Origin of the sequence: Escherichia sp. E13S3 (assembly GCF_004212325.1) — a bacterium.
GTDB lineage: Bacteria > Pseudomonadota > Gammaproteobacteria > Enterobacterales > Enterobacteriaceae > Escherichia.
Genome location: NZ_RHJR01000022.1, coordinates 1 through 18356, shown reverse-complemented (window position 1 = coordinate 18356; position 18356 = coordinate 1). Strand labels below are relative to the sequence as shown.

Here is an 18356-nt window from a genome sequence, read left to right as displayed (position 1 = left end):
CGAAGAATCAGGACAGGAAGCCCAGCGCATTGCCGATAATCCCTAAACCAAACAGGGCGAAAATCAGCCATACCGGGTTAATTTTTTTGTTGAGCAGACGCACCATCAGCAGCGTCAGACCGAGCGCCAGCAAACCAGGACAAAGTTGGTCGAGAATGTTCTGCACGGTCATGGTGACGGTGGAGCCATCGGCGGCAGGCGTTTGTGAAACCACCAACGGCACGTTGATCGACGTCCATTTGGTGACCAGCACGCCCATCACAAACAGTCCGAGAATCGATGCGCCTTCGGTGAGTTTTTGCAGCACATTCCCGCCCATATCGCTGACGATATTCACCCCTTTGCGAAAGCCGAGCTGTAGGCCATACCACTTCATCGCCAGACGCACCGCGTTGAAAATAAAGAAGAACAGCAGCGGGCCGAGAATGTTGCCCGAAAGTGCCAGAGATGCGCCGAGCGCGGCGGTAATCGGGCGCAGCGTTCCCCAGACCAGTGGATCGCCAACCCCTGCCAATGGTCCCATCAGGCCAACTTTGATGCCGTTAATGGTGCCGTCATCAATTTCTGCACCGTTGGCCCGCGCTTCTTCCATGGCGGCGGTCACGCCGATGACCGGACCACATACGGCTGGCGTGGTATTGAAGAACACCAGGTGTCGCCTGAGCGCCGCAACCTGATCCTCTTTTAATGGGTAGAGTCGCTTGATGACGGGGATCATGTCGTAGCAAAAGCCCAGCCCATGAATGCGTTCAAAGTTGAAGGACGCCTGTTGCAGGTTGGAGCGCAGAAACATGCTCACCAGATCGCTGCGTGTAATTTTTCTCTGTTCCATGATGGCTCCGTTAATCATCAAGTTGGTCAAGGGCGGTGATAGTGGTGGTCTGGGGATGTGGTTCAGCTTTACGCCACTGTGGATTTAACTGGATGTAGAGCAGGGCCATGATTACGCCGACGCCACCGAACGCCAGCAGACTGAGATCGAGGTAGCCACCTGCGAGGAAACCGAGGAAAAAGAAAGGCATCAAATATTTCACGCCCATCATGCGAAGCACCATGGCGTAACCGACCACCACGATAAAACCGCCAGCAATCTGCAGTCCACGGGTCACAAATTCGGGAATGGCGCTCAGCATATTGCTCACCATATCGGCGCTGACGAACAGCGAGACAATCAGTGCCGGAATCGCAACGCGCAGTGCCTGCACGCCAAGTGCGGAGACATGCAGAATATCGAGAGTACGAAACCGCGCCTCTTCCGCTGCTTTATCCGCCGCGTGCTGGAACACTACGGTGATGGTGCGGGCAAACACCGTCAGCACCTGGCCTGCCGCAGCCACAGGCAACGCGATGGCGATACCGGTGGCGATGCTTTGCTGACCAACGATAACCAGAATGGCGGAGATTATGCTGGCGAGTGCAGAATCCGGAGATTGCGCCGCGCCGACGTTCATCCAGCCGAGAGCTATCAATTCCAGCGTACCACCGAGCATAATTCCGGTTTTTAAATCACCGAGAATTAAACCAATCACCGTACAGGCAATTAACGGGCGATGAGTCTGAAATTCATCCAGCACGCTGCCCATTCCGGCAATACAGGAAAAAAGAAATATGGCAATGATTTGTAGGGTACTTATTTCCATGATTTGTCACCTTTTAAGTGTCGTCATCCCTGCCTGTTAAAGCATATGTACACAGGCGCTATTATTTAATTTGCGACTAACTGTTCTTTTATTTTGTCGATAATATTGATTGAAGGATCTGACGCTACAACGCGTAAATCCAGCGTGACGCCAAGATTATTTAACTCATGAAATGCGTTAATATCATCGTCATCTAATGAAACTGCTTTGGTTAACTGTTTTTTACCGGGTCGCCAGGCCATGCCGCCAATATTCAGGGTACCGATTTTTACGCCCTGGCGAACCATCGCTAAGGCATCCTGTGGGCGAGTGAAAAGATAAAAAACGGTTTCGTCCTGATATTGCGGGTTGTGATACACCGCGACGGCTTTTTCAATATTGATCACGTTAACTTTCATTCCCGGCGGGGCGGCCTGACGCAATAATGTCCGGCGAACTTCATCGTTATACACCTCGTCATTGCAGATAATAATGCGCTGGGCGTTAGCCACTTTCGACCAGACGGTAGTGACCTGGCCGTGGATCAGGCGGTCATCAATGCGGGCGAGCGTAATGTTCATCAGAAATCCTCCTCTGCCGTTGCCAGTTGTTTCCAGACAACGCAGGTTTGCTTTGCGATTTGCGTCAGGTGTTCACACAGTTCATCAACGTTCATGCTGTCCTGGTTATCGACCAGTTCGAGCGCCAGTGGCAGGGAAAGGCCGCTTATCACCCGCAGGTGCGGATTGCGCATCGCAAGCGTCGCTGCTGCATTCCACGGGCTACCGCACTGTAAATCCACGGCGATTAGCCACTCGTCATGATTGTGAATGCTCACTAACTTCTCCAGCTTTGCCACAATGTCTCCGGCGTTCTCGCCGGGCACAAATTCAACTGCCTCGACCCTGGCGTCGCCGTACACCATCTGAACCGATTCCAGCATGGCGCAGGCTAATTTGCCGTGGGCGCAAAAAATGGCATTGACCATAAAGCCTCCTTAGCCGCGCGTTTTTCCGCCCGCAATGTTAGTGGTTACTCCGGTGATGTAGCTGGCGCGTTCAGACAGCAGATAACAAACAAAATCAGCAACTTCTGCTAATTTTCCGGCGCGCCCAATAGGAATGGCGTTTTTGGTATAGCCTTCACGCAGCTGTTCGACGGTGATATTGCGCGTCCACGCCAGCGCCTCTTCATATTCCGGCGTGCGCAGTCCTGTTTTTTCCAGAATCCCCGGCGCGATACCGACCACACGGATACCGTGTTTACCCAACTCTTTCGACCAGGATCGCGTGAAGCTATTGAGCGCGGCTTTGGTGGCGGCGTAACAGCTTTGGCCTTCTGAGCCTTCCAGACCGCTTTCCGAGGAAACATTCACAATCACGCCATCGTGTTGTTTTACCATCTGCCGCGCCACCGCCTGCGACATCAGAAAAACGCCTTTCTGGTTGATATTGACCATTTTTTCGAATGCAGCTTCGTTGAGTTCATACTGCCCGGCAGGCGCTTTCTCATCGACCAGCAGACGCGGGAAATTGACCCCGGCGTTATTGACCAGACCGTCGATGCGACCAAAACGCTGGATAATTTCCGCTACCGTATGATTTACCTCTTTGGCGCTGGAAATATCGGTCGGCCAGAACTGATAACCTTTATGACTTTCATATTGACCATCGCCACCGTGAATATCGACCATCTGTACATTCGCGCCTTGTGCTAATAATTCATCCACAATCGCCAGACCAATGCCGGATGCGCCACCGGTGACAATAATGATTTTATCCTGCAAATTTAACCAATTTGGCATAACAGACTCCTGGTTTTAGGTAATAGAGGCCCGCCGTAATTTTTCATTACGGTAAAAGTCGGGCAGATTTTTATTTCAGTAATAGTTCAGCTGTGTTGCTATTCGTTACCAGACAATTAATATATTTCCCACGCAGTGCGCCAATAATTCCGCTATATTTCTCTTCACCTATAGCAATACCAATGGAATAACGTGCCTGCTTTAGTTTATTCATTTCGATAGAGAGTGTTTTCTCGCTCATATTCGTTTCGACCATTGCGCCGTGAATATCAAAAAAGCGTGAGCAAATATCACCGGCAACCTGACGGGCATTCAGGTCGTCACTCTCTTCGCCGCCATAAAATGCATGCCAGTTGGCGCCATCGCGAATAGCCGGTGAGCCAATCCCCACCAGGGCGACATCCAGATTATCCCAGTAGGCTGAGATGGTTTTAAAGTGCTGAGATTGCATGATCCCATTACGAATTAAGGGGTTATCCAGAAGAGCTGGAAAATCCGCGAGCTGCGATTCCCCTTTCAGCTTTGCCGCCGCGCTGTAGGTTAATGTGTTTACGTGATAGCGGCTTTCGAGTTTACCGGACGGGCCGCCAATAATCGGCACGCAAATTAACTGCCGCGATTGCCCCGCCTGCGGCAAGTTTTCAACCAGTGCGCTCACCGCGCGGCCCCAGGAAAAACCAACAATATCACCAGGTTCCAGCAAACGATCTAACAATTGCGCGCCGTGTAACCCCATTACCGCCAACTGAGTGTCTTCCTCTTCATCGCGCCCTGATACCACCACAGCTTCTTTCAGACCAAACTTTTGCTTCAGTTGCTGCTCCAGCCAGAGGTTTTCGTTGTAGTCATAGTTGATGGCGATGGTGACAATTCCCTGTTCGCGGCCCCGTTTAAGTAAGCGGCTGATGGTGGTCCGATAAATACCCAGTTCGCGGGCGATTTGCGCCTGCGTCATGTCCTGTTCGTAATAGAGTTGGGCAATCTTCACAATCAAACGGATATCGTCACTGTTTTCCATCGCCGCCTCCTGATTTTGCACATTTGTGCAAATATGCTTTTTAACCGCTTGATCTGATATAACTCCATCATGGTGACCTTTAAAAGCGATTTTTCACTCTTTGTTTGGGCTGAAATGGCGCTTTATCTTGCACATTTGTTTCTCTGCGTAGCAGTCATCAGCACAGGTGTGCAGAGATTCGTAATAGGTTGATTATCCTGGTTTTCGCCAGGTAAATTTGCATCAGGCTTCTGGTGACACTTTTGTGATAAAAGGCGCGGCAGATCACATTTAATTTCGACGTTGCCGCATAACCCTGTTTTTCCCCGCTAAGAGGTACGGTATATTCCGCGTTTTACAGGAGAATTTATGCTGCCCGACTCATCAGTCCGTTTAAATAAATACATCAGCGAAAGCGGAATTTGCTCACGCCGCGAAGCGGATCGCTATATCGAGCAAGGCAATGTGTTCCTTAATGGCAAGCGTGCCACCATTGGCGATCAGGTGAAACCCGGCGACGTTGTGAAAGTAAACGGTCAGTTGATTGAGCCTCGGGAAGCCGAAGATTTGGTACTTATCGCCCTGAACAAGCCCGTAGGCATTGTCAGCACCACCGAAGATGGCGAGCGCGATAACATTGTCGATTTCGTTAACCACAGCAAACGCGTGTTCCCGATTGGTCGCCTGGATAAAGACTCCCAGGGGCTGATTTTCCTCACCAACCACGGCGATCTGGTGAATAAGATCCTGCGTGCTGGCAATGATCATGAAAAAGAGTATTTGGTAACGGTCGATAAACCGATTACCGAGGAGTTTATTCGCGGCATGAGTGCGGGGGTGCCAATCCTCGGGACAGTGACCAAAAAGTGCAAAGTTAAAAAAGAAGCGCCGTTTGTCTTTCGCATTACGTTAGTGCAGGGGCTGAACCGTCAGATCCGTCGCATGTGCGAGCACTTTGGCTACGAAGTGAAAAAGCTGGAACGTACGCGCATTATGAACGTCAGCTTAAGCGGCATTCCACTGGGAGAATGGCGCGATTTAACCGACGACGAGCTTATCGATCTCTTTAAGCTCATTGAAAATTCCTCTTCCGAGGCGAAGCCCAAAGCGAAGGCCAAACCGAAAACGGCAGGCATCAAACGCCCGGTGGTGAAGGTAGAAAAAACGGCGGAGAAAGGTGGCCGCCCGGCATCAAACGGCAAGCGTTTCGCCTCGCCGGGGCGGAAGAAAAAAGGTCGTTAATCAGCGTTTGCCGCGCGTCGACGTATTTGCCGACCAACTGAATGACGCTTCAGGATCCGGTTTATAAGCCTGCTTTTTCTTCAACTGGCGGGCTTTTTTCGCTTCAGCCTCACGCTCAACCATTAATTTATCGATGTACTCTTTCTTAATGCTGTTGGTTTCGGCGTTGGTCAGCACGCGACCATGTGCAATACGCGCGCGATCCAGCAGCGTCTTCAGTTCGCGCTGTTCACGCTCAGTCATCTCTTTTTGAGTAATACGGGGGAGTGCCATGATGGTGCCCTCTGTTAATCGGATAGTTCAGTGTACGGGAATTTATTTGCAAGCAGAACTGATAAGATTCAATTGCCTTCTCTTTATTTTTATCTGCTTAGATAATTGGCGATAAATACAGATAAAAATTTAACGAAAATAAATGACCGCTAACTTATAAAATTTAATTAATTCTTTGTTATTCAATGCGTTAAAGTTGTGATTTTACTTCTGGCCTGTTTCTCGCAATAACGCTATCTCATTGATAACATCTCTGTTTTCAGTGGTCTGGTACGGGTTAGTTAATATCAAAGGATGAGTCAAATGCCATTAAATGGAGTCAGTGCTGCGATGCGCGAACGGGTATCGCAGCAGTTAAAGGAAATTGAACGTCGCTATGGCGTGAAAGTGCTGTACGCCTGCGAATCGGGGAGTCGCGGCTGGGGATTTGCTTCGCCCGACAGCGATTACGATGTGCGGTTTTTGTATGTCCATCCGCTGGAATGGTATCTGCGGGTAGAGTCACCACGCGATGTTATCGAACTGCCCATCGACGACGAACTTGATGTTTCCGGTTGGGAATGGCGCAAAGCGCTGGGATTGCTGAAAGGTGCGAACCCGACGCTAATTGAATGGCTGGATTCACCGGTGGTCTATCAGCAAGATGAAGAGACGATAACGGCGCTTAAGGCAATGGTCCCAACGTGGTTTTCTCCGTTGCGTGCGCGCTGGCATTACTATTCGATGGCGCAGAAAAACTTCCGCGGCTATTTGCAGGGCGATGAAGTTCGACTGAAAAAATACTTTTACGTGCTGCGTCCGCTGCTGGCCGTGCGCTGGGTTGAAGCGGGAAAAGGCGTACCGCCAATGCGTTTTTCCGAATTGCTGGCAGAAAGTGAGTTGGATGCGGCCTTACGCGCAGAAATAGATGAATTGCTGGAGCGTAAACAGCGTGCGGGTGAAGCGGAATATGGCCCACGCCGTCCATTGCTACATGCGTTTATCCATGCGGAACTGGCGCGTGGGGAAATTCCGCCTGTGTTACCGGATAGTAGGGATGGTGATACCAGGGAGCTGGATAGGTTGTTGATGGCGACAGTGATGGGAGAATAAATTCGGCCCGGCAAGTATCATCCGGGCCGCACTGTTTTTACTCAAACAAATTACTATGCAGTTTCTGCACCACCTGTTCCGCATCTTCGCCTGGCACCAGGAAGCACAGGTTATGACTGGAAGCGCCGTAGCAAATCATGCGAATGTTGAACGGTTCAAGTACGCCAAACACCTCTTTGCCAACACCACAGGCTTTTGACAGGTCGTTACCAATCAGAGCCACCAGCGCCAGGCCTTCTTCCACTTCTACCCGGCACAGAGCTGAAAGCTCCATCAGCAGCGATTGTGTCAGCAACGTATCGCCAGTTGACGTTGAACCGGTAGTGTCGAGGGTTAACGCCACGCTCACTTCTGACGTAGTAATTAAATCCACCGAAATATTATGCCGTGCGAGAATGCCGAAAACCTCCGCGAGGAAGCCGCGAGAATGCAGCATATTCAGGCTATGCAGGGTTAATAGCGTTTGTTTGCGACGCAGAGCCAGCGCACGAAACAACGGCGGATTCTCGGTTTTATTACACACCAAAGTACCGCCAGCACGCGGATCTTTGCTTGAACCGACAAACACCGGGATATCGCTGCGAACTGCAGGCAGTAAGGTTGCCGGATGAAGTACTTTGGCACCAAAGGTTGCCATTTCAGCTGCTTCTTCAAAGGCGATTTCATCAATTCGTTTGGCATCAGGCACGACGCGTGGGTCGGTAGTATAAATCCCCGGCACATCTGTCCAGATATCGACGCGAGCAGCGTTTAACGCTTCTGCCAATAGTGCTGCCGTGTAGTCACTACCGCCGCGACCAAGCGTTGTGGTGCGCCCTTTACTTTCACTGCCAATAAAGCCCTGGGTGATGACTAAACCTTCGCTGAGACGTGGGGTTAGTTGCAGCGCAGACAGTTCCGCCAGCGCAGCAATATCTGGCTCCGCGCGGCCAAAGCGATCGTTTGTGCGCATCACTTTACGCACATCAAACCACTGGGCCTGAACATTGCGCTCACGCAGTATCTCCACAAACAGCAGGGTAGACATCAGTTCGCCATGGCTGACCAGTTCATCAGTTAGCGCTGGAGAGGTTGCCAGTGCAGCAGCTTCGGCCAGAACGGTAATGTTCTCCAGCAAACGTTCAATCTCTTCACGGATGACGTTCGGGTAACGCAGGCGCTCCAGAATGGCGAACTGAATATTGCGAATGGCATCGAGTTTTTCGAAACGCTCAACCGGTTCCAGACCTTCAGCCAGTGCAACCAACAGATTGGTAATGCCCGCAGAAGCAGAAAGCACAACTAAACGCACATTCACATCAGAAAGCACAATGTCGGCGCTGCGGTTCATGGCGTCGAAATCAGCCACGCTAGTACCACCAAATTTGGAGACAACAATATCGGGCATAACAACCTCGTGTCAGGGAATGAAAGAAGCGACCTTGGCACAAAGGCAAAACAGAAACCGGTGCAGGCGCAGACCGTATTTATAAATAAAAGGTGTAGGGGAGTGTGTCAACGCCGGGATTATGCGGATTATTCATGCAGCGGGCGTGGTCAGAAATTGTGCTTATAACGTCTATACTTTTTATCCTCTTCAGTGGTTAGCTGAGCTAACGGCACTAAAACCATCACATTTTTCTGTGACTGGCGCTACAATCTTCCACAGTCACAATTCTCAATATCAGAAGAGTATTGCTAATGAAAAACATCAATCCAACGCAGACCGCGGCCTGGCAGGCACTACAGAAACACTTCGATGAAATGAAAGACGTTACGATCGCCGATCTTTTTGCTAAAGACGGCGATCGTTTTTCTAAGTTCTCCGCAACCTTCGACGATCAGATGCTGGTGGATTACTCCAAAAACCGCATCACCGAAGAAACGCTGGCGAAATTACAGGATCTGGCGAAAGAGTGCGATCTGGCGGGCGCGATTAAGTCGATGTTCTCTGGCGAGAAGATCAACCGCACCGAAAACCGCGCCGTGCTGCACGTAGCGCTGCGTAACCGTAGCAATACGCCGATTTTGGTTGATGGCAAAGATGTTATGCCGGAAGTCAACGCGGTGCTGGAGAAGATGAAAACCTTCTCGGAAGCGATTATTTCTGGTGAGTGGAAAGGCTATACCGGCAAAGCCATCACCGACGTGGTGAATATTGGGATCGGCGGTTCTGACCTTGGTCCGTACATGGTGACTGAAGCGCTGCGCCCTTACAAAAACCACCTGAACATGCACTTTGTTTCTAACGTTGATGGGACTCACATCGCGGAAGTGCTGAAAAAAGTAAACCCGGAAACCACGCTGTTCCTGGTAGCATCTAAAACCTTCACTACTCAGGAAACCATGACCAACGCCCATAGCGCGCGTGACTGGTTCCTGAAAGCGGCAGGTGATGAAAAACACGTTGCGAAACACTTTGCGGCGCTCTCCACCAATGGCAAAGCGGTTAGCGAGTTTGGTATTGATACTGCCAACATGTTCGAGTTCTGGGACTGGGTTGGCGGCCGTTACTCTTTGTGGTCAGCGATTGGCCTGTCGATTGTTCTCTCCATCGGCTTTGATAACTTCGTTGAGCTGCTTTCCGGCGCGCACGCAATGGACAAGCATTTCTCCACCACGCCTGCCGAGAAAAACCTACCTGTACTGCTGGCGCTGATTGGCATCTGGTACAACAATTTCTTTGGCGCGGAAACTGAAGCGATTCTGCCATATGACCAGTATATGCACCGTTTCGCGGCGTACTTCCAGCAGGGCAATATGGAGTCCAACGGTAAGTATGTTGACCGTAACGGTAACGTCGTGGATTACCAGACTGGCCCGATTATCTGGGGTGAACCAGGCACTAACGGTCAGCATGCGTTCTACCAGCTGATCCACCAGGGAACCAAAATGGTACCGTGCGATTTCATCGCTCCGGCTATCACCCATAACCCACTCTCTGATCATCACCAGAAACTGCTGTCTAACTTCTTCGCTCAGACCGAAGCGCTGGCGTTTGGTAAATCCCGTGAAGTGGTTGAGCAGGAATATCGCGATCAGGGTAAAGATCCGGCAACGCTTGACTACGTGGTGCCGTTCAAAGTGTTCGAAGGTAACCGCCCGACCAACTCCATCCTGCTGCGCGAAATCACTCCGTTCAGCCTGGGGGCGTTGATTGCGCTGTATGAGCACAAAATCTTTACTCAAGGCGTGATTCTGAACATCTTCACCTTCGACCAGTGGGGCGTTGAGCTGGGTAAACAGCTGGCGAACCGTATTCTGCCAGAGCTGAAAGATGATAAAGAAATCAGCAGCCACGATAGCTCGACCAATGGTCTGATTAACCGCTATAAAGCGTGGCGCGGTTAATCATCGTCGATATGTAGGCCGGATAAGGCGTTCACGCCGCATCCGGCAACCAGTGCCTGATGCGACGCGGTCGCGTCTTATCAGGCCTACAGGTCGATGCCGATATGTACATCGTATTCGGCAATTAATACATAGCACGATTGATTAAATAACCTTAATAACAATGCCGACTATACGTCGGCATTGTTTTATCAGATAAATCCCCTTGTCGGAGATTTAACGAAAATCATACCGTGAGGTTAATCCTAAAATAGATTTTTAATCGTGGTTGATTTCGGAAAATACGTAGATTAATTACTTTTTATTTTATTTTAACCTTATGTTTTTAATCTTATTTATATATAAGTTGAAACTTATATTTGATATTAATTCCAATTATCCTAAAACTCCTTCACTAATTCCCCGCGCCGTAATTCGCATGCTTTAGTTGTGTATACTCGATCCCGCCTGAAATGTTTTTGGGTAAATCTCCATTCATTCAATGAAGGGAAATTGTTATGAAAAAAGTTCTGTATGGCATTTTTGCCATATCTGCGCTTGCGGCGACTTCTGCGTGGGCTGCACCTGTACAGGTGGGCGAAGCGGCAGGGTCGGCAGCAACGTCGGTTTCGGCGGGGAGTTCCTCCGCGACCAGCGTCAGCACCGTAAGCTCGGCGGTGGGTGTCGCGCTCGCGGCAACCGGTGGCGGTGATGGTTCTAATACCGGGACCACCACAACCACGACCACCAGTACCCAGTAATAACGTATGTATCCCCAAAATAATTCAGTATGACGGGGATTAACCATAACCACACTCCGGTGTGGTTATTCTGCCCCTCTGGAGAAGAGTCGTGAAGCGACCTGCACTCATTCTTATCTGCCTGTTATTACAGGCCTGTTCAGCCACGACTAAAGAGCTGGGCAATTCACTGTGGGACAGTCTGTTTGGTACGCCAGGCGTACAACTGACGGACGATGATATCCAAAATATGCCCTACGCCAGCCAGTACATGCAGCTTAATGGCGGGCCGCAATTGTTTGTGGTGCTGGCCTTCGCTGAAGACGGACAACAAAAATGGGTCACTCAGGATCAGGCCACTCTCGTTACACAACATGGTCGTCTGGTGAAGACTTTGCTCGGCGGCGACAACCTGATTGAAGTGAATAACCTTGCCGCCGACCCGCTGATTAAACCCGCACAAATTGTTGATGGCGCAACCTGGACTCGCACGATGGGCTGGACCGAGTACCAGCAGGTACGCTACGCCACCGCACACTCAGTCTTCAAATGGGATGGCACCGATACCGTGAAAGTCGGCAGCGATGAAACTCCGGTTCGCGTGCTGGACGAAGAAGTCTCCACCGACCAGGCGCGCTGGCATAACCGCTATTGGATCGACAGCGAAGGGCAAATTCGCCAGTCGGAACAGTATCTCGGCGCGGATTATTTCCCGGTGAAAACCACCCTCATCAAGGCGGCAAAACAATGATTAAACAAACTATTGTCGCGTTGCTTTTGAGTGTGGGGGCGTCATCGGTCTTTGCGGCAGGAACCGTCAAGGTGTTCAGCAATGGTAGTAGTGAGGCCAAAACGCTGACGGGCGCGGAGCATTTAATCGATCTGGTAGGCCAATCTCGACTGGCAAACAGCTGGTGGCCCGGTGCGGTGATTAGCGAAGAGCTGGCAACGGCGGCAGCATTGCGGCAGCAGCAGGCGTTGCTGACACGGCTGGCAGAACTGGCCGCAGATTCCAGCGCCGACGATGCCGCTGCGATTAACGCCTTACGCCAGCAAATTCAGGCGTTGAAAGTGACGGGCAGACAAAAAATCAATCTTGATCCTGATATCGTCCGCGTTGCCGAACGCGGTAACCCGCCGTTGCAGGGCAACTACACGCTGTGGGTCGGACCACCGCCGTCAACGGTCACGTTGTTCGGGCTTATCAGCCGTCCTGGCAATCAGCCATTCACTCCCGGTCGCGACGTGGCGAGCTATCTCTCCGGGCAAAGTCTGCTTAGCGGTGCGGATCGCAGCTACGCGTGGGTGGTTTACCCGGACGGACGCACGCAAAAAGCGCCGGTGGCTTACTGGAACAAGCGTCACGTAGAGCCAATGCCCGGCAGCATTATTTATGTTGGCCTCGCGGATTCTGTCTGGAGTAAGACGCCCGACGCCCTTAACGCCGACATTCTTCAGACCCTGACGCAGCGGATACCCCAATAATGAAAAAAAGACATCTGCTTAGCTTACTGGCGCTGGGCATTAGCACGGCTTGCTACGGCGAAACGTATCCTGCGCCCATTGGTCCGTCGCAATCGGATTTCGGTGGCGTAGGATTATTACAAACGCCCACCGCCCGCATGGCGCGGGAAGGGGAGTTGAGTTTGAACTATCGCGATAACGATCAGTACCGTTATTACTCAGCTTCAGTGCAACTCTTCCCGTGGCTGGAAACAACGCTGCGCTACACCGACGTGCGCACCCGGCAGTACAGCAGCGTCGAAGCGTTCTCTGGCGATCAAACGTATAAAGATAAAGCCTTCGATCTCAAACTGCGTTTGTGGGAAGAGAGTTACTGGCTGCCACAAGTGGCGGTTGGTGCGCGGGATATCGGTGGCACGGGGCTGTTTGATGCGGAATATCTTGTTGCCAGCAAAGCCTGGGGGCCGTTCGATTTTACGCTCGGCCTGGGCTGGGGATATCTGGGCACCAGCGGTAATGTGAAAAATCCGCTCTGTTCAGCCAGTGATAAATATTGCTATCGCGATAACAGCTACAAACAGGCGGGATCTATCGACGGTAGCCAGATGTTCCACGGTCCTGCCTCACTGTTTGGCGGCGTGGAATACCAGACGCCCTGGCAACCGCTGCGCCTGAAACTGGAGTATGAGGGCAATAATTATCAGCAGGATTTTGCCGGAAAGCTGGAGCAAAAAAGTAAGTTTAACGTCGGGGCGATTTATCGCGTTACCGATTGGGCCGACGTTAACCTTAGCTATGAACGTGGTAACACCTTTATGTTTGGCGTCACGCTGCGCACCAACTTTAACGATCTGCGCCCGTCTTACAACGATAACGCCCGCCCGCAATATCAACCGCAGCCACAGGATGCCATTTTGCAGCATTCGGTGGTGGCGAATCAGTTAACGCTGTTGAAATACAATGCCGGACTTGCCGATCCGCAGATCCAGGCGAAAGGCGATACGCTGTATGTCACCGGCGAGCAGGTGAAATATCGTGATTCGCGCGAAGGGATCATCCGTGCTAATCGGATCGTGATGAACGATCTGCCGGATGGGATCAAAACGATCCGCATTACGGAAAATCGCCTTAACATGCCGCAGGTGACGACGGAAACCGATGTCGCCAGCCTGAAAAATCATCTCGCCGGAGAGCCGCTGGGCCACGAAACGAAGCTGGCGCAAAAACGCGTCGAGCCAGTGGTTCCGAAGTCCACCGAGCAGGGCTGGTATATCGACAAATCGCGCTTTGATTTCCATATCGATCCGGTGCTGAACCAGTCGGTCGGTGGCCCGGAAAACTTTTACATGTATCAGCTGGGCGTGATGGGAACGGCGGATTTGTGGCTGACGGACCATCTGCTCACCACCGGTAGCCTGTTTGCTAACCTTGCCAACAATTACGACAAGTTTAACTACACCAATCCACCGCAGGACTCACACTTACCGCGTGTTCGTACCCATGTGCGCGAGTATGTGCAGAACGATGTCTATGTGAATAACCTGCAAGCCAACTACTTCCAGCATCTGGGCAACGGCTTCTACGGTCAGGTCTACGGCGGCTATCTCGAAACCATGTTTGGCGGTGCGGGAGCAGAAGTGTTGTATCGCCCGCTGGACAGCAACTGGGCGTTTGGTCTGGATGCCAACTACGTTAAACAGCGCGACTGGCGTAGCGCAAAAGATATGATGAAATTCACCGATTACAGCGTGAAAACCGGACATCTGACCGCGTACTGGACGCCATCTTTTGCTCAGGATGTGTTAGTGAAAGCGAGCGTCGGGCAGTATCTGGCAGGGGATAAAGGCGGCACGCTGGAGATCGCCAAACGCTTTGATAGCGGCGTGGTGGTGGGTGGCTATGCCACGATCACTAATGTTTCGAAAGAGGAGTACGGCGAAGGGGACTTCACCAAAGGTGTGTATGTCTCTGTACCGTTGGATCTTTTCTCGTCTGGCCCGACACGTAGCCGTGCGGCGATTGGCTGGACGCCGCTGACGCGTGACGGGGGTCAGCAACTTGGGCGTAAGTTCCAGTTGTATGACATGACTAGCGACCGTAGCGTCAATTTCCGCTAAGTCATGGGAAAGGTGCCAGTTTTCGCACTCACTGGCACCTTCATTCTTAATGGCCTGTTGAGCCATCAGGAACGCAGTTCACCCCCGGTTTGCGATCTGGTGTGTAAAGGCGAAAACATTCTGTCTTCCTGTCCGTCGATATCGGTTGCAGGTCTGGTTGCCTGAGCGACTGGGCCATCATTGGGCTGGAGACATTGCTTTGCGGTAGGTCGGCTTTATCAGCAGTACCGAGCGGACCGGCATAAGTAGGAAGAACAGAGACTGATAACAACAAAGCAGCAAAATAAGGCTTCATTTTTACCACCTTTATCAGGTTACGTTTCATTTGTTCCAGAGGAACAATGTCGATTTTTCGCGCTTTGTTGGTGGCTGGGAATCACCTGAATGGGTGATTTTTGCATTACCGGCTTTGGTGCGATTTGCCTTGCCGGATGCGCCGCCAGGCGCGGCTTATCCGGCCTACGGGTAGGCGCATCCGGCGTTGGTGGGCGCCCCCCCAAATCCAGGGTGAACAAAACATACACAAAAAATATAGATCTCCGTCACATTTTTACGTTATACAGGAAGCTCGCCACTGTGAAGGAGGTACTGCTATGACGTCACTCTCTCGTCCGCGCGTGGAGTTTATCTCCACCATTTTGCAGACCGTTCTCAATCTTGGCCTGCTGTGTCTCGGCCTGATTTTGGTTGTCTTCCTCGGCAAAGAAACGGTGCATCTGGCTGATGCGCTGTTCGCGCCAGAACAAACCAGCAAATATGAGCTGGTAGAAGGGCTGGTGGTTTATTTTCTCTATTTCGAATTTATCGCGCTGATTGTGAAGTACTTTCAGTCCGGTTTTCACTTCCCGCTACGTTACTTTGTCTATATCGGGATCACCGCCATTGTGCGCTTGATCATCGTCGATCATAAATCGCCGCTGGATGTGTTGATCTACTCGGCTGCGATCCTGTTGCTGGTGATCACCCTGTGGTTATGTAATTCGAAACGGCTGAAGCGGGAGTAAAAAAGAGGCGCTCCGAAGAGCGCCGAATAACAGTCACAAGTTAGGATAACGTAAGTTGAGGGTCTAGCGGCATAACATTGGCAGAACAACATCTTTAACCTTTCACACCACCTGCCGTCAGGCCGTTAACCAGCCAGCGTTGAGCCAGCAAGAAGACGATGGTGATGGGTAATGCAGACATCACGGCAGCGGCAGCAAAGTCGCCCCACAGGTAGTTTTGCGGGTTGAGGTATTGCTGCATACCCACGGCCAGGGTGTAACTGTTCACGTCACGCAGTAACAACGACGCGACCGGAACTTCGGTAATGGCAGCGATAAACGACAGGATGAACACCACCGCCAGAATCGGTACAGATAATGGCAACAGGACAAGGCGGAAAGCCTGCCATGGCGTCGCACCATCCAGCGCCGCTGCTTCTTCCAGCGAGCTGTCGATGGTTTCGAAATAACCTTTAATCGTCCAGACGTGCAGCGCAATCCCACCCAGGTATGCGAAAATCACACCACCGTGGGTATTCAGGCCGATGAACGGAATGTATTCACCCAGACGATCAAACAACGCATATAACGCCACCAGTGAGAGTACTGCCGGGAACATCTGGAAAATCAGCATCCCTTTCAGCAGCGTCGCTTTGCCAGGGAAGCGCATACGGGCGAAGGCATAAGCGCAGGTGGTGGAGAGCGCCACAATACCAATCGCGGAAATACCGGCGACCTTTACCGAGTTCCACAGCCACAGCAGTACCGGGAATGGTGGTGGCGTAATGCGGCCATCCGCCTGTTCAACGCTAAAACCTAACGCCAGTTTCCAGTGATCCCACGAGATTTGCTCCGGGATCAGGCTACCGGTCGCGAAGTTCCCCTGGCGCAGCGAGATGGCGACGACCATCAGCAGCGGGAACATAATCGCCGCGATAAAAAGTAGGAGTAGCAGGTGAGTAATAAACAAACGTGCTTTTTGCGATTTCGGTTGGACCATTGCCATTTTTGTTATCTCCCTTAATCAAACTTCATTCGCGTGGCTTTCAGGTTCACTATCGCCAGCGCACCCACCAGCAGGAAGATCAGCGTGGCAATCGCCGCCGCCAGACCGAAGTCCTGACCCCCGCCGCCTTCAAAAGCGATACGGTAGGTGTAGTTAACGAGTAGGTCGGTATAACCGGCTGGCGTGGTCGTACCAAGACGATCCGGGCCGCCGTTGGTTAACAGTTGAATCAGCACGAAGTTGTTAAAGTTAAAGGCAAAGCTGGCGATCATTAGCGGCGTCAGCGGCTTAATCAGCAGCGGTAGCGTAATCTTGAAGAAGTTCTGGAATGGACCTGCGCCATCCATCGCTGAGGCTTCATACAGATCGTCCGGAATCGCTTTCAGCAAGCCCATGCAGAGGATCATCATGTACGGATAACCCAGCCAGGTGTTGACGATAATCAGCATCGTGCGGGCGGTGGTCGGATCGCTGAACCAGGCGGGCTTCACGCCAAACAGCGCGCTCAACATCATGTTGATTTCACCGAAGCTCTGGTTGAACAACCCTTTGAAAATCAAAATTGAAATAAACGATGGCACCGCGTAGGGCAGAATCAGCAGGACGCGATAGACAGCTTTGCCGCGCAACGCTTCCCACTGCACCAGACACGCCAGCACCATGCCGACCGCCACCGTTAAAAAGACAGTGATAAGTGAGAACACTACGGTCCAGACGAAAATTGCGAGGAACGGTTTCTGAATGCCTTCGTCGGTGAAGACGCGGGTAAAGTTTTTCCAGCCAGTAGTCACGGTATAACCCGGACTGAGTTTTTCGTCACCCCAGTTACCGTCAGCAGTGATGGACTGGTAAAAACCAATCTGGTCGTTTGGACGATATTTTACGCCACTCTGGTTATTGGTCAGCGTACCGTCATCGCCTAATGTGTACAGCGGCTGAGTGCCGGAGAACTGGCGCAGGGAGCTCATCATCACTTTGTTGCCATCCGGCAGAATGGCGGTAATGTTGCTCAGGGCTTGACGATTCTGGGTAATCACGCGCAGATTCGCGCGCTCGCCTTCAGGCTGCGTGGCCGTTTCTTTCAGTTGCAGTTTTTGCTCGCCGCCAAATTTGAAAGCGTCTGAGAGATAATTTTTGCCGGTTTCGCCGTCGGTGAGCGCCAGTTGCCACTCATCACCCGCGGGATAAAGACCAAAGTTATAGGTTTTCCCTGCCTGCCAGGCGCGGTCCAACAGAACTTCCTGAGCGCGTTCAAAGGTAAGCTGGTTGGTGCTGCTGTAGTTGGTGAAGGCGATGGCGATGGTGCAGACCAGAGGGAAGAGGACGAATAGCCCCATCCCGGCCATTCCCGGGTAGACATAGCGCCAGGCGTAGGCTTTACGATTGGCGAAAATATAGAGCCCCGCTGAGCTCAAAATCAGCGTGGTAATGGCGAACAGGTATTCCCCTTGTGCGTACATTAAAACAACAAGGTAACCCACCAGCAGGCCGAGCAGACCTAACACTGACCATTTCAGCGCGTCGCTTTGCCACCAATGTTTCTTTTTAATGACATCCATGGGGTTCTTCCTCATTCCAGGACAGATAAGGCGTTTACGCCGCATCCGGCAACAACTGCCTGATGCGACGCAGACGCGTCTTATCAGGCCTACATACGTTTCGTTTTCGTAGGCCGGATAAGGCGTTTACGCCGCATCCGGCAACAACTGC

At 51.7% G+C, this 18356-nt stretch carries 19 protein-coding genes; 8 read left to right on the top strand and 11 right to left on the bottom strand.

Going from position 1 to position 18356, the window contains the following annotated elements; translation table 11 throughout:
- Positions 1 to 7: 7 nt before the first annotated feature.
- The 6 genes from D9597_RS20750 to D9597_RS20725 all read right to left on the bottom strand — a co-directional run bounded on the left by D9597_RS20750 (position 8) and on the right by D9597_RS20725 (position 4441).
- Entirely contained in the window at positions 8 to 832 is an 825-nt protein-coding gene (locus tag D9597_RS20750; RefSeq protein ID WP_130224375.1) for a PTS system mannose/fructose/sorbose family transporter subunit IID, read from the bottom strand.
- 10 nt (positions 833 to 842) lie between these two features.
- The gene (locus tag D9597_RS20745) at positions 843 to 1640 is read right to left on the bottom strand and encodes a PTS mannose/fructose/sorbose transporter subunit IIC (protein ID WP_000406332.1); all 798 of its coding nucleotides are present in this window, start codon (positions 1638 to 1640) and stop codon (positions 843 to 845) included.
- 65 nt (positions 1641 to 1705) lie between these two features.
- On the bottom strand, positions 1706 to 2200 hold the full coding sequence (locus D9597_RS20740; RefSeq protein WP_130224373.1) for a PTS system mannose/fructose/N-acetylgalactosamine-transporter subunit IIB: 495 nt from the start codon (positions 2198 to 2200) through the stop codon (positions 1706 to 1708).
- Complete coding sequence (locus tag D9597_RS20735) at positions 2200 to 2607, bottom strand: mannose/fructose/sorbose PTS transporter subunit IIA (RefSeq protein WP_000245625.1); 408 nt, start codon at positions 2605 to 2607, stop codon at positions 2200 to 2202. The genes D9597_RS20740 and D9597_RS20735 overlap by 1 nt, the downstream gene beginning before the upstream one ends.
- Positions 2608 to 2616: 9 nt before the next feature.
- Positions 2617 to 3423, bottom strand: coding sequence for an SDR family oxidoreductase (locus D9597_RS20730; protein ID WP_130218606.1), 807 nt, complete (start codon positions 3421 to 3423; stop codon positions 2617 to 2619).
- A gap of 70 nt (positions 3424 to 3493) precedes the next feature.
- Positions 3494 to 4441, bottom strand: coding sequence for a sugar-binding transcriptional regulator (locus D9597_RS20725; RefSeq protein WP_130224371.1), 948 nt, complete (start codon positions 4439 to 4441; stop codon positions 3494 to 3496).
- 348 nt (positions 4442 to 4789) lie between these two features.
- Between D9597_RS20725 and rluF the strand changes: the two genes are divergently transcribed.
- The gene (gene rluF / locus D9597_RS20720) at positions 4790 to 5662 is read left to right on the top strand and encodes a 23S rRNA pseudouridine(2604) synthase RluF (protein ID WP_130218604.1); all 873 of its coding nucleotides are present in this window, start codon (positions 4790 to 4792) and stop codon (positions 5660 to 5662) included.
- Here the strand turns inward: rluF and D9597_RS20715 are convergent, their stop codons facing one another.
- A complete protein-coding gene (locus D9597_RS20715) occupies positions 5663 to 5935 on the bottom strand; it encodes a DUF3811 domain-containing protein (RefSeq protein ID WP_001207629.1) in 273 nt (90 codons plus the stop codon).
- Between the two features lie 303 nt (positions 5936 to 6238).
- Between D9597_RS20715 and D9597_RS20710 the strand changes: the two genes are divergently transcribed.
- Positions 6239 to 7027, top strand: coding sequence for a nucleotidyltransferase domain-containing protein (locus D9597_RS20710; protein ID WP_130224369.1), 789 nt, complete (start codon positions 6239 to 6241; stop codon positions 7025 to 7027).
- 37 nt (positions 7028 to 7064) lie between these two features.
- Here D9597_RS20710 and lysC read toward each other — a convergent pair whose 3' ends face one another.
- Positions 7065 to 8414 (bottom strand): lysine-sensitive aspartokinase 3, encoded by a 1350-nt coding sequence (gene lysC, locus D9597_RS20705; protein ID WP_130224367.1) that lies wholly within the window; start codon positions 8412 to 8414, stop codon positions 7065 to 7067.
- Positions 8415 to 8707: 293 nt separating this feature from the next.
- On the opposite strand from lysC, the gene pgi reads away from it, so the two are divergent.
- From pgi to D9597_RS20680, 5 genes are all read left to right on the top strand, one after another.
- Positions 8708 to 10357, top strand: a complete 1650-nt coding sequence (gene pgi / locus D9597_RS20700; RefSeq protein ID WP_130224365.1) for a glucose-6-phosphate isomerase — start codon at positions 8708 to 8710, stop codon at positions 10355 to 10357.
- 497 nt (positions 10358 to 10854) lie between these two features.
- Complete coding sequence (yjbE, locus tag D9597_RS20695; RefSeq protein WP_000757333.1) at positions 10855 to 11097, top strand: exopolysaccharide production protein YjbE; 243 nt, start codon at positions 10855 to 10857, stop codon at positions 11095 to 11097.
- A 91-nt stretch (positions 11098 to 11188) separates the two neighbouring features.
- A complete protein-coding gene (locus D9597_RS20690) occupies positions 11189 to 11827 on the top strand; it encodes a YjbF family lipoprotein (protein WP_130224363.1) in 639 nt (212 codons plus the stop codon).
- Entirely contained in the window at positions 11824 to 12561 is a 738-nt protein-coding gene (locus D9597_RS20685; protein WP_130224361.1) for a capsule biosynthesis GfcC family protein, read from the top strand. Before D9597_RS20690 ends, D9597_RS20685 begins: the two co-directional genes overlap by 4 nt.
- Positions 12561 to 14657: a YjbH domain-containing protein gene (locus tag D9597_RS20680; protein ID WP_000745767.1), complete on the top strand. Its 2097-nt coding sequence runs from the start codon at positions 12561 to 12563 to the stop codon at positions 14655 to 14657. Before D9597_RS20685 ends, D9597_RS20680 begins: the two co-directional genes overlap by 1 nt.
- A gap of 46 nt (positions 14658 to 14703) precedes the next feature.
- Here the strand turns inward: D9597_RS20680 and D9597_RS20675 are convergent, their stop codons facing one another.
- Positions 14704 to 14982 (bottom strand): hypothetical protein, encoded by a 279-nt coding sequence (locus D9597_RS20675; protein ID WP_130224359.1) that lies wholly within the window; start codon positions 14980 to 14982, stop codon positions 14704 to 14706.
- Between the two features lie 268 nt (positions 14983 to 15250).
- On the opposite strand from D9597_RS20675, the gene psiE reads away from it, so the two are divergent.
- The gene (psiE, locus tag D9597_RS20665) at positions 15251 to 15661 is read left to right on the top strand and encodes a phosphate-starvation-inducible protein PsiE (protein ID WP_130224355.1); all 411 of its coding nucleotides are present in this window, start codon (positions 15251 to 15253) and stop codon (positions 15659 to 15661) included.
- A 94-nt stretch (positions 15662 to 15755) separates the two neighbouring features.
- Here the strand turns inward: psiE and malG are convergent, their stop codons facing one another.
- Together malG and malF are read right to left on the bottom strand one after the other, a co-directional pair.
- Positions 15756 to 16646 (bottom strand): maltose ABC transporter permease MalG, encoded by an 891-nt coding sequence (gene malG / locus D9597_RS20660; protein WP_001252058.1) that lies wholly within the window; start codon positions 16644 to 16646, stop codon positions 15756 to 15758.
- Positions 16647 to 16660: 14 nt separating this feature from the next.
- Positions 16661 to 18205 (bottom strand): maltose ABC transporter permease MalF, encoded by a 1545-nt coding sequence (gene malF / locus D9597_RS20655; RefSeq protein WP_130224353.1) that lies wholly within the window; start codon positions 18203 to 18205, stop codon positions 16661 to 16663.
- Between the last annotated feature and the right edge of the window lie 151 nt (positions 18206 to 18356).

What these genes read in the sequence shown, in the direction of transcription:
- malF (WP_130224353.1), bottom strand. Translation starts at nt 18,205, where the DNA reads ATGGATGTCATTAAAAAGAAACATTGGTGGCAAAGCGACGCGCTGAAA.
- D9597_RS20740 (WP_130224373.1), bottom strand. Translation starts at nt 2,200, where the DNA reads ATGAACATTACGCTCGCCCGCATTGATGACCGCCTGATCCACGGCCAG.
- D9597_RS20675 (WP_130224359.1), bottom strand. Translation starts at nt 14,982, where the DNA reads ATGAAACGTAACCTGATAAAGGTGGTAAAAATGAAGCCTTATTTTGCT.
- D9597_RS20715 (WP_001207629.1), bottom strand. Translation starts at nt 5,935, where the DNA reads ATGGCACTCCCCCGTATTACTCAAAAAGAGATGACTGAGCGTGAACAG.
- yjbE (WP_000757333.1), top strand. Translation starts at nt 10,855, where the DNA reads ATGAAAAAAGTTCTGTATGGCATTTTTGCCATATCTGCGCTTGCGGCG.
- lysC (WP_130224367.1), bottom strand. Translation starts at nt 8,414, where the DNA reads ATGCCCGATATTGTTGTCTCCAAATTTGGTGGTACTAGCGTGGCTGAT.
- D9597_RS20730 (WP_130218606.1), bottom strand. Translation starts at nt 3,423, where the DNA reads ATGCCAAATTGGTTAAATTTGCAGGATAAAATCATTATTGTCACCGGT.
- pgi (WP_130224365.1), top strand. Translation starts at nt 8,708, where the DNA reads ATGAAAAACATCAATCCAACGCAGACCGCGGCCTGGCAGGCACTACAG.
- D9597_RS20710 (WP_130224369.1), top strand. Translation starts at nt 6,239, where the DNA reads ATGCCATTAAATGGAGTCAGTGCTGCGATGCGCGAACGGGTATCGCAG.
- psiE (WP_130224355.1), top strand. Translation starts at nt 15,251, where the DNA reads ATGACGTCACTCTCTCGTCCGCGCGTGGAGTTTATCTCCACCATTTTG.
- D9597_RS20735 (WP_000245625.1), bottom strand. Translation starts at nt 2,607, where the DNA reads ATGGTCAATGCCATTTTTTGCGCCCACGGCAAATTAGCCTGCGCCATG.
- D9597_RS20680 (WP_000745767.1), top strand. Translation starts at nt 12,561, where the DNA reads ATGAAAAAAAGACATCTGCTTAGCTTACTGGCGCTGGGCATTAGCACG.
- malG (WP_001252058.1), bottom strand. Translation starts at nt 16,646, where the DNA reads ATGGCAATGGTCCAACCGAAATCGCAAAAAGCACGTTTGTTTATTACT.
- D9597_RS20685 (WP_130224361.1), top strand. Translation starts at nt 11,824, where the DNA reads ATGATTAAACAAACTATTGTCGCGTTGCTTTTGAGTGTGGGGGCGTCA.
- D9597_RS20725 (WP_130224371.1), bottom strand. Translation starts at nt 4,441, where the DNA reads ATGGAAAACAGTGACGATATCCGTTTGATTGTGAAGATTGCCCAACTC.
- D9597_RS20750 (WP_130224375.1), bottom strand. Translation starts at nt 832, where the DNA reads ATGGAACAGAGAAAAATTACACGCAGCGATCTGGTGAGCATGTTTCTG.
- rluF (WP_130218604.1), top strand. Translation starts at nt 4,790, where the DNA reads ATGCTGCCCGACTCATCAGTCCGTTTAAATAAATACATCAGCGAAAGC.
- D9597_RS20745 (WP_000406332.1), bottom strand. Translation starts at nt 1,640, where the DNA reads ATGGAAATAAGTACCCTACAAATCATTGCCATATTTCTTTTTTCCTGT.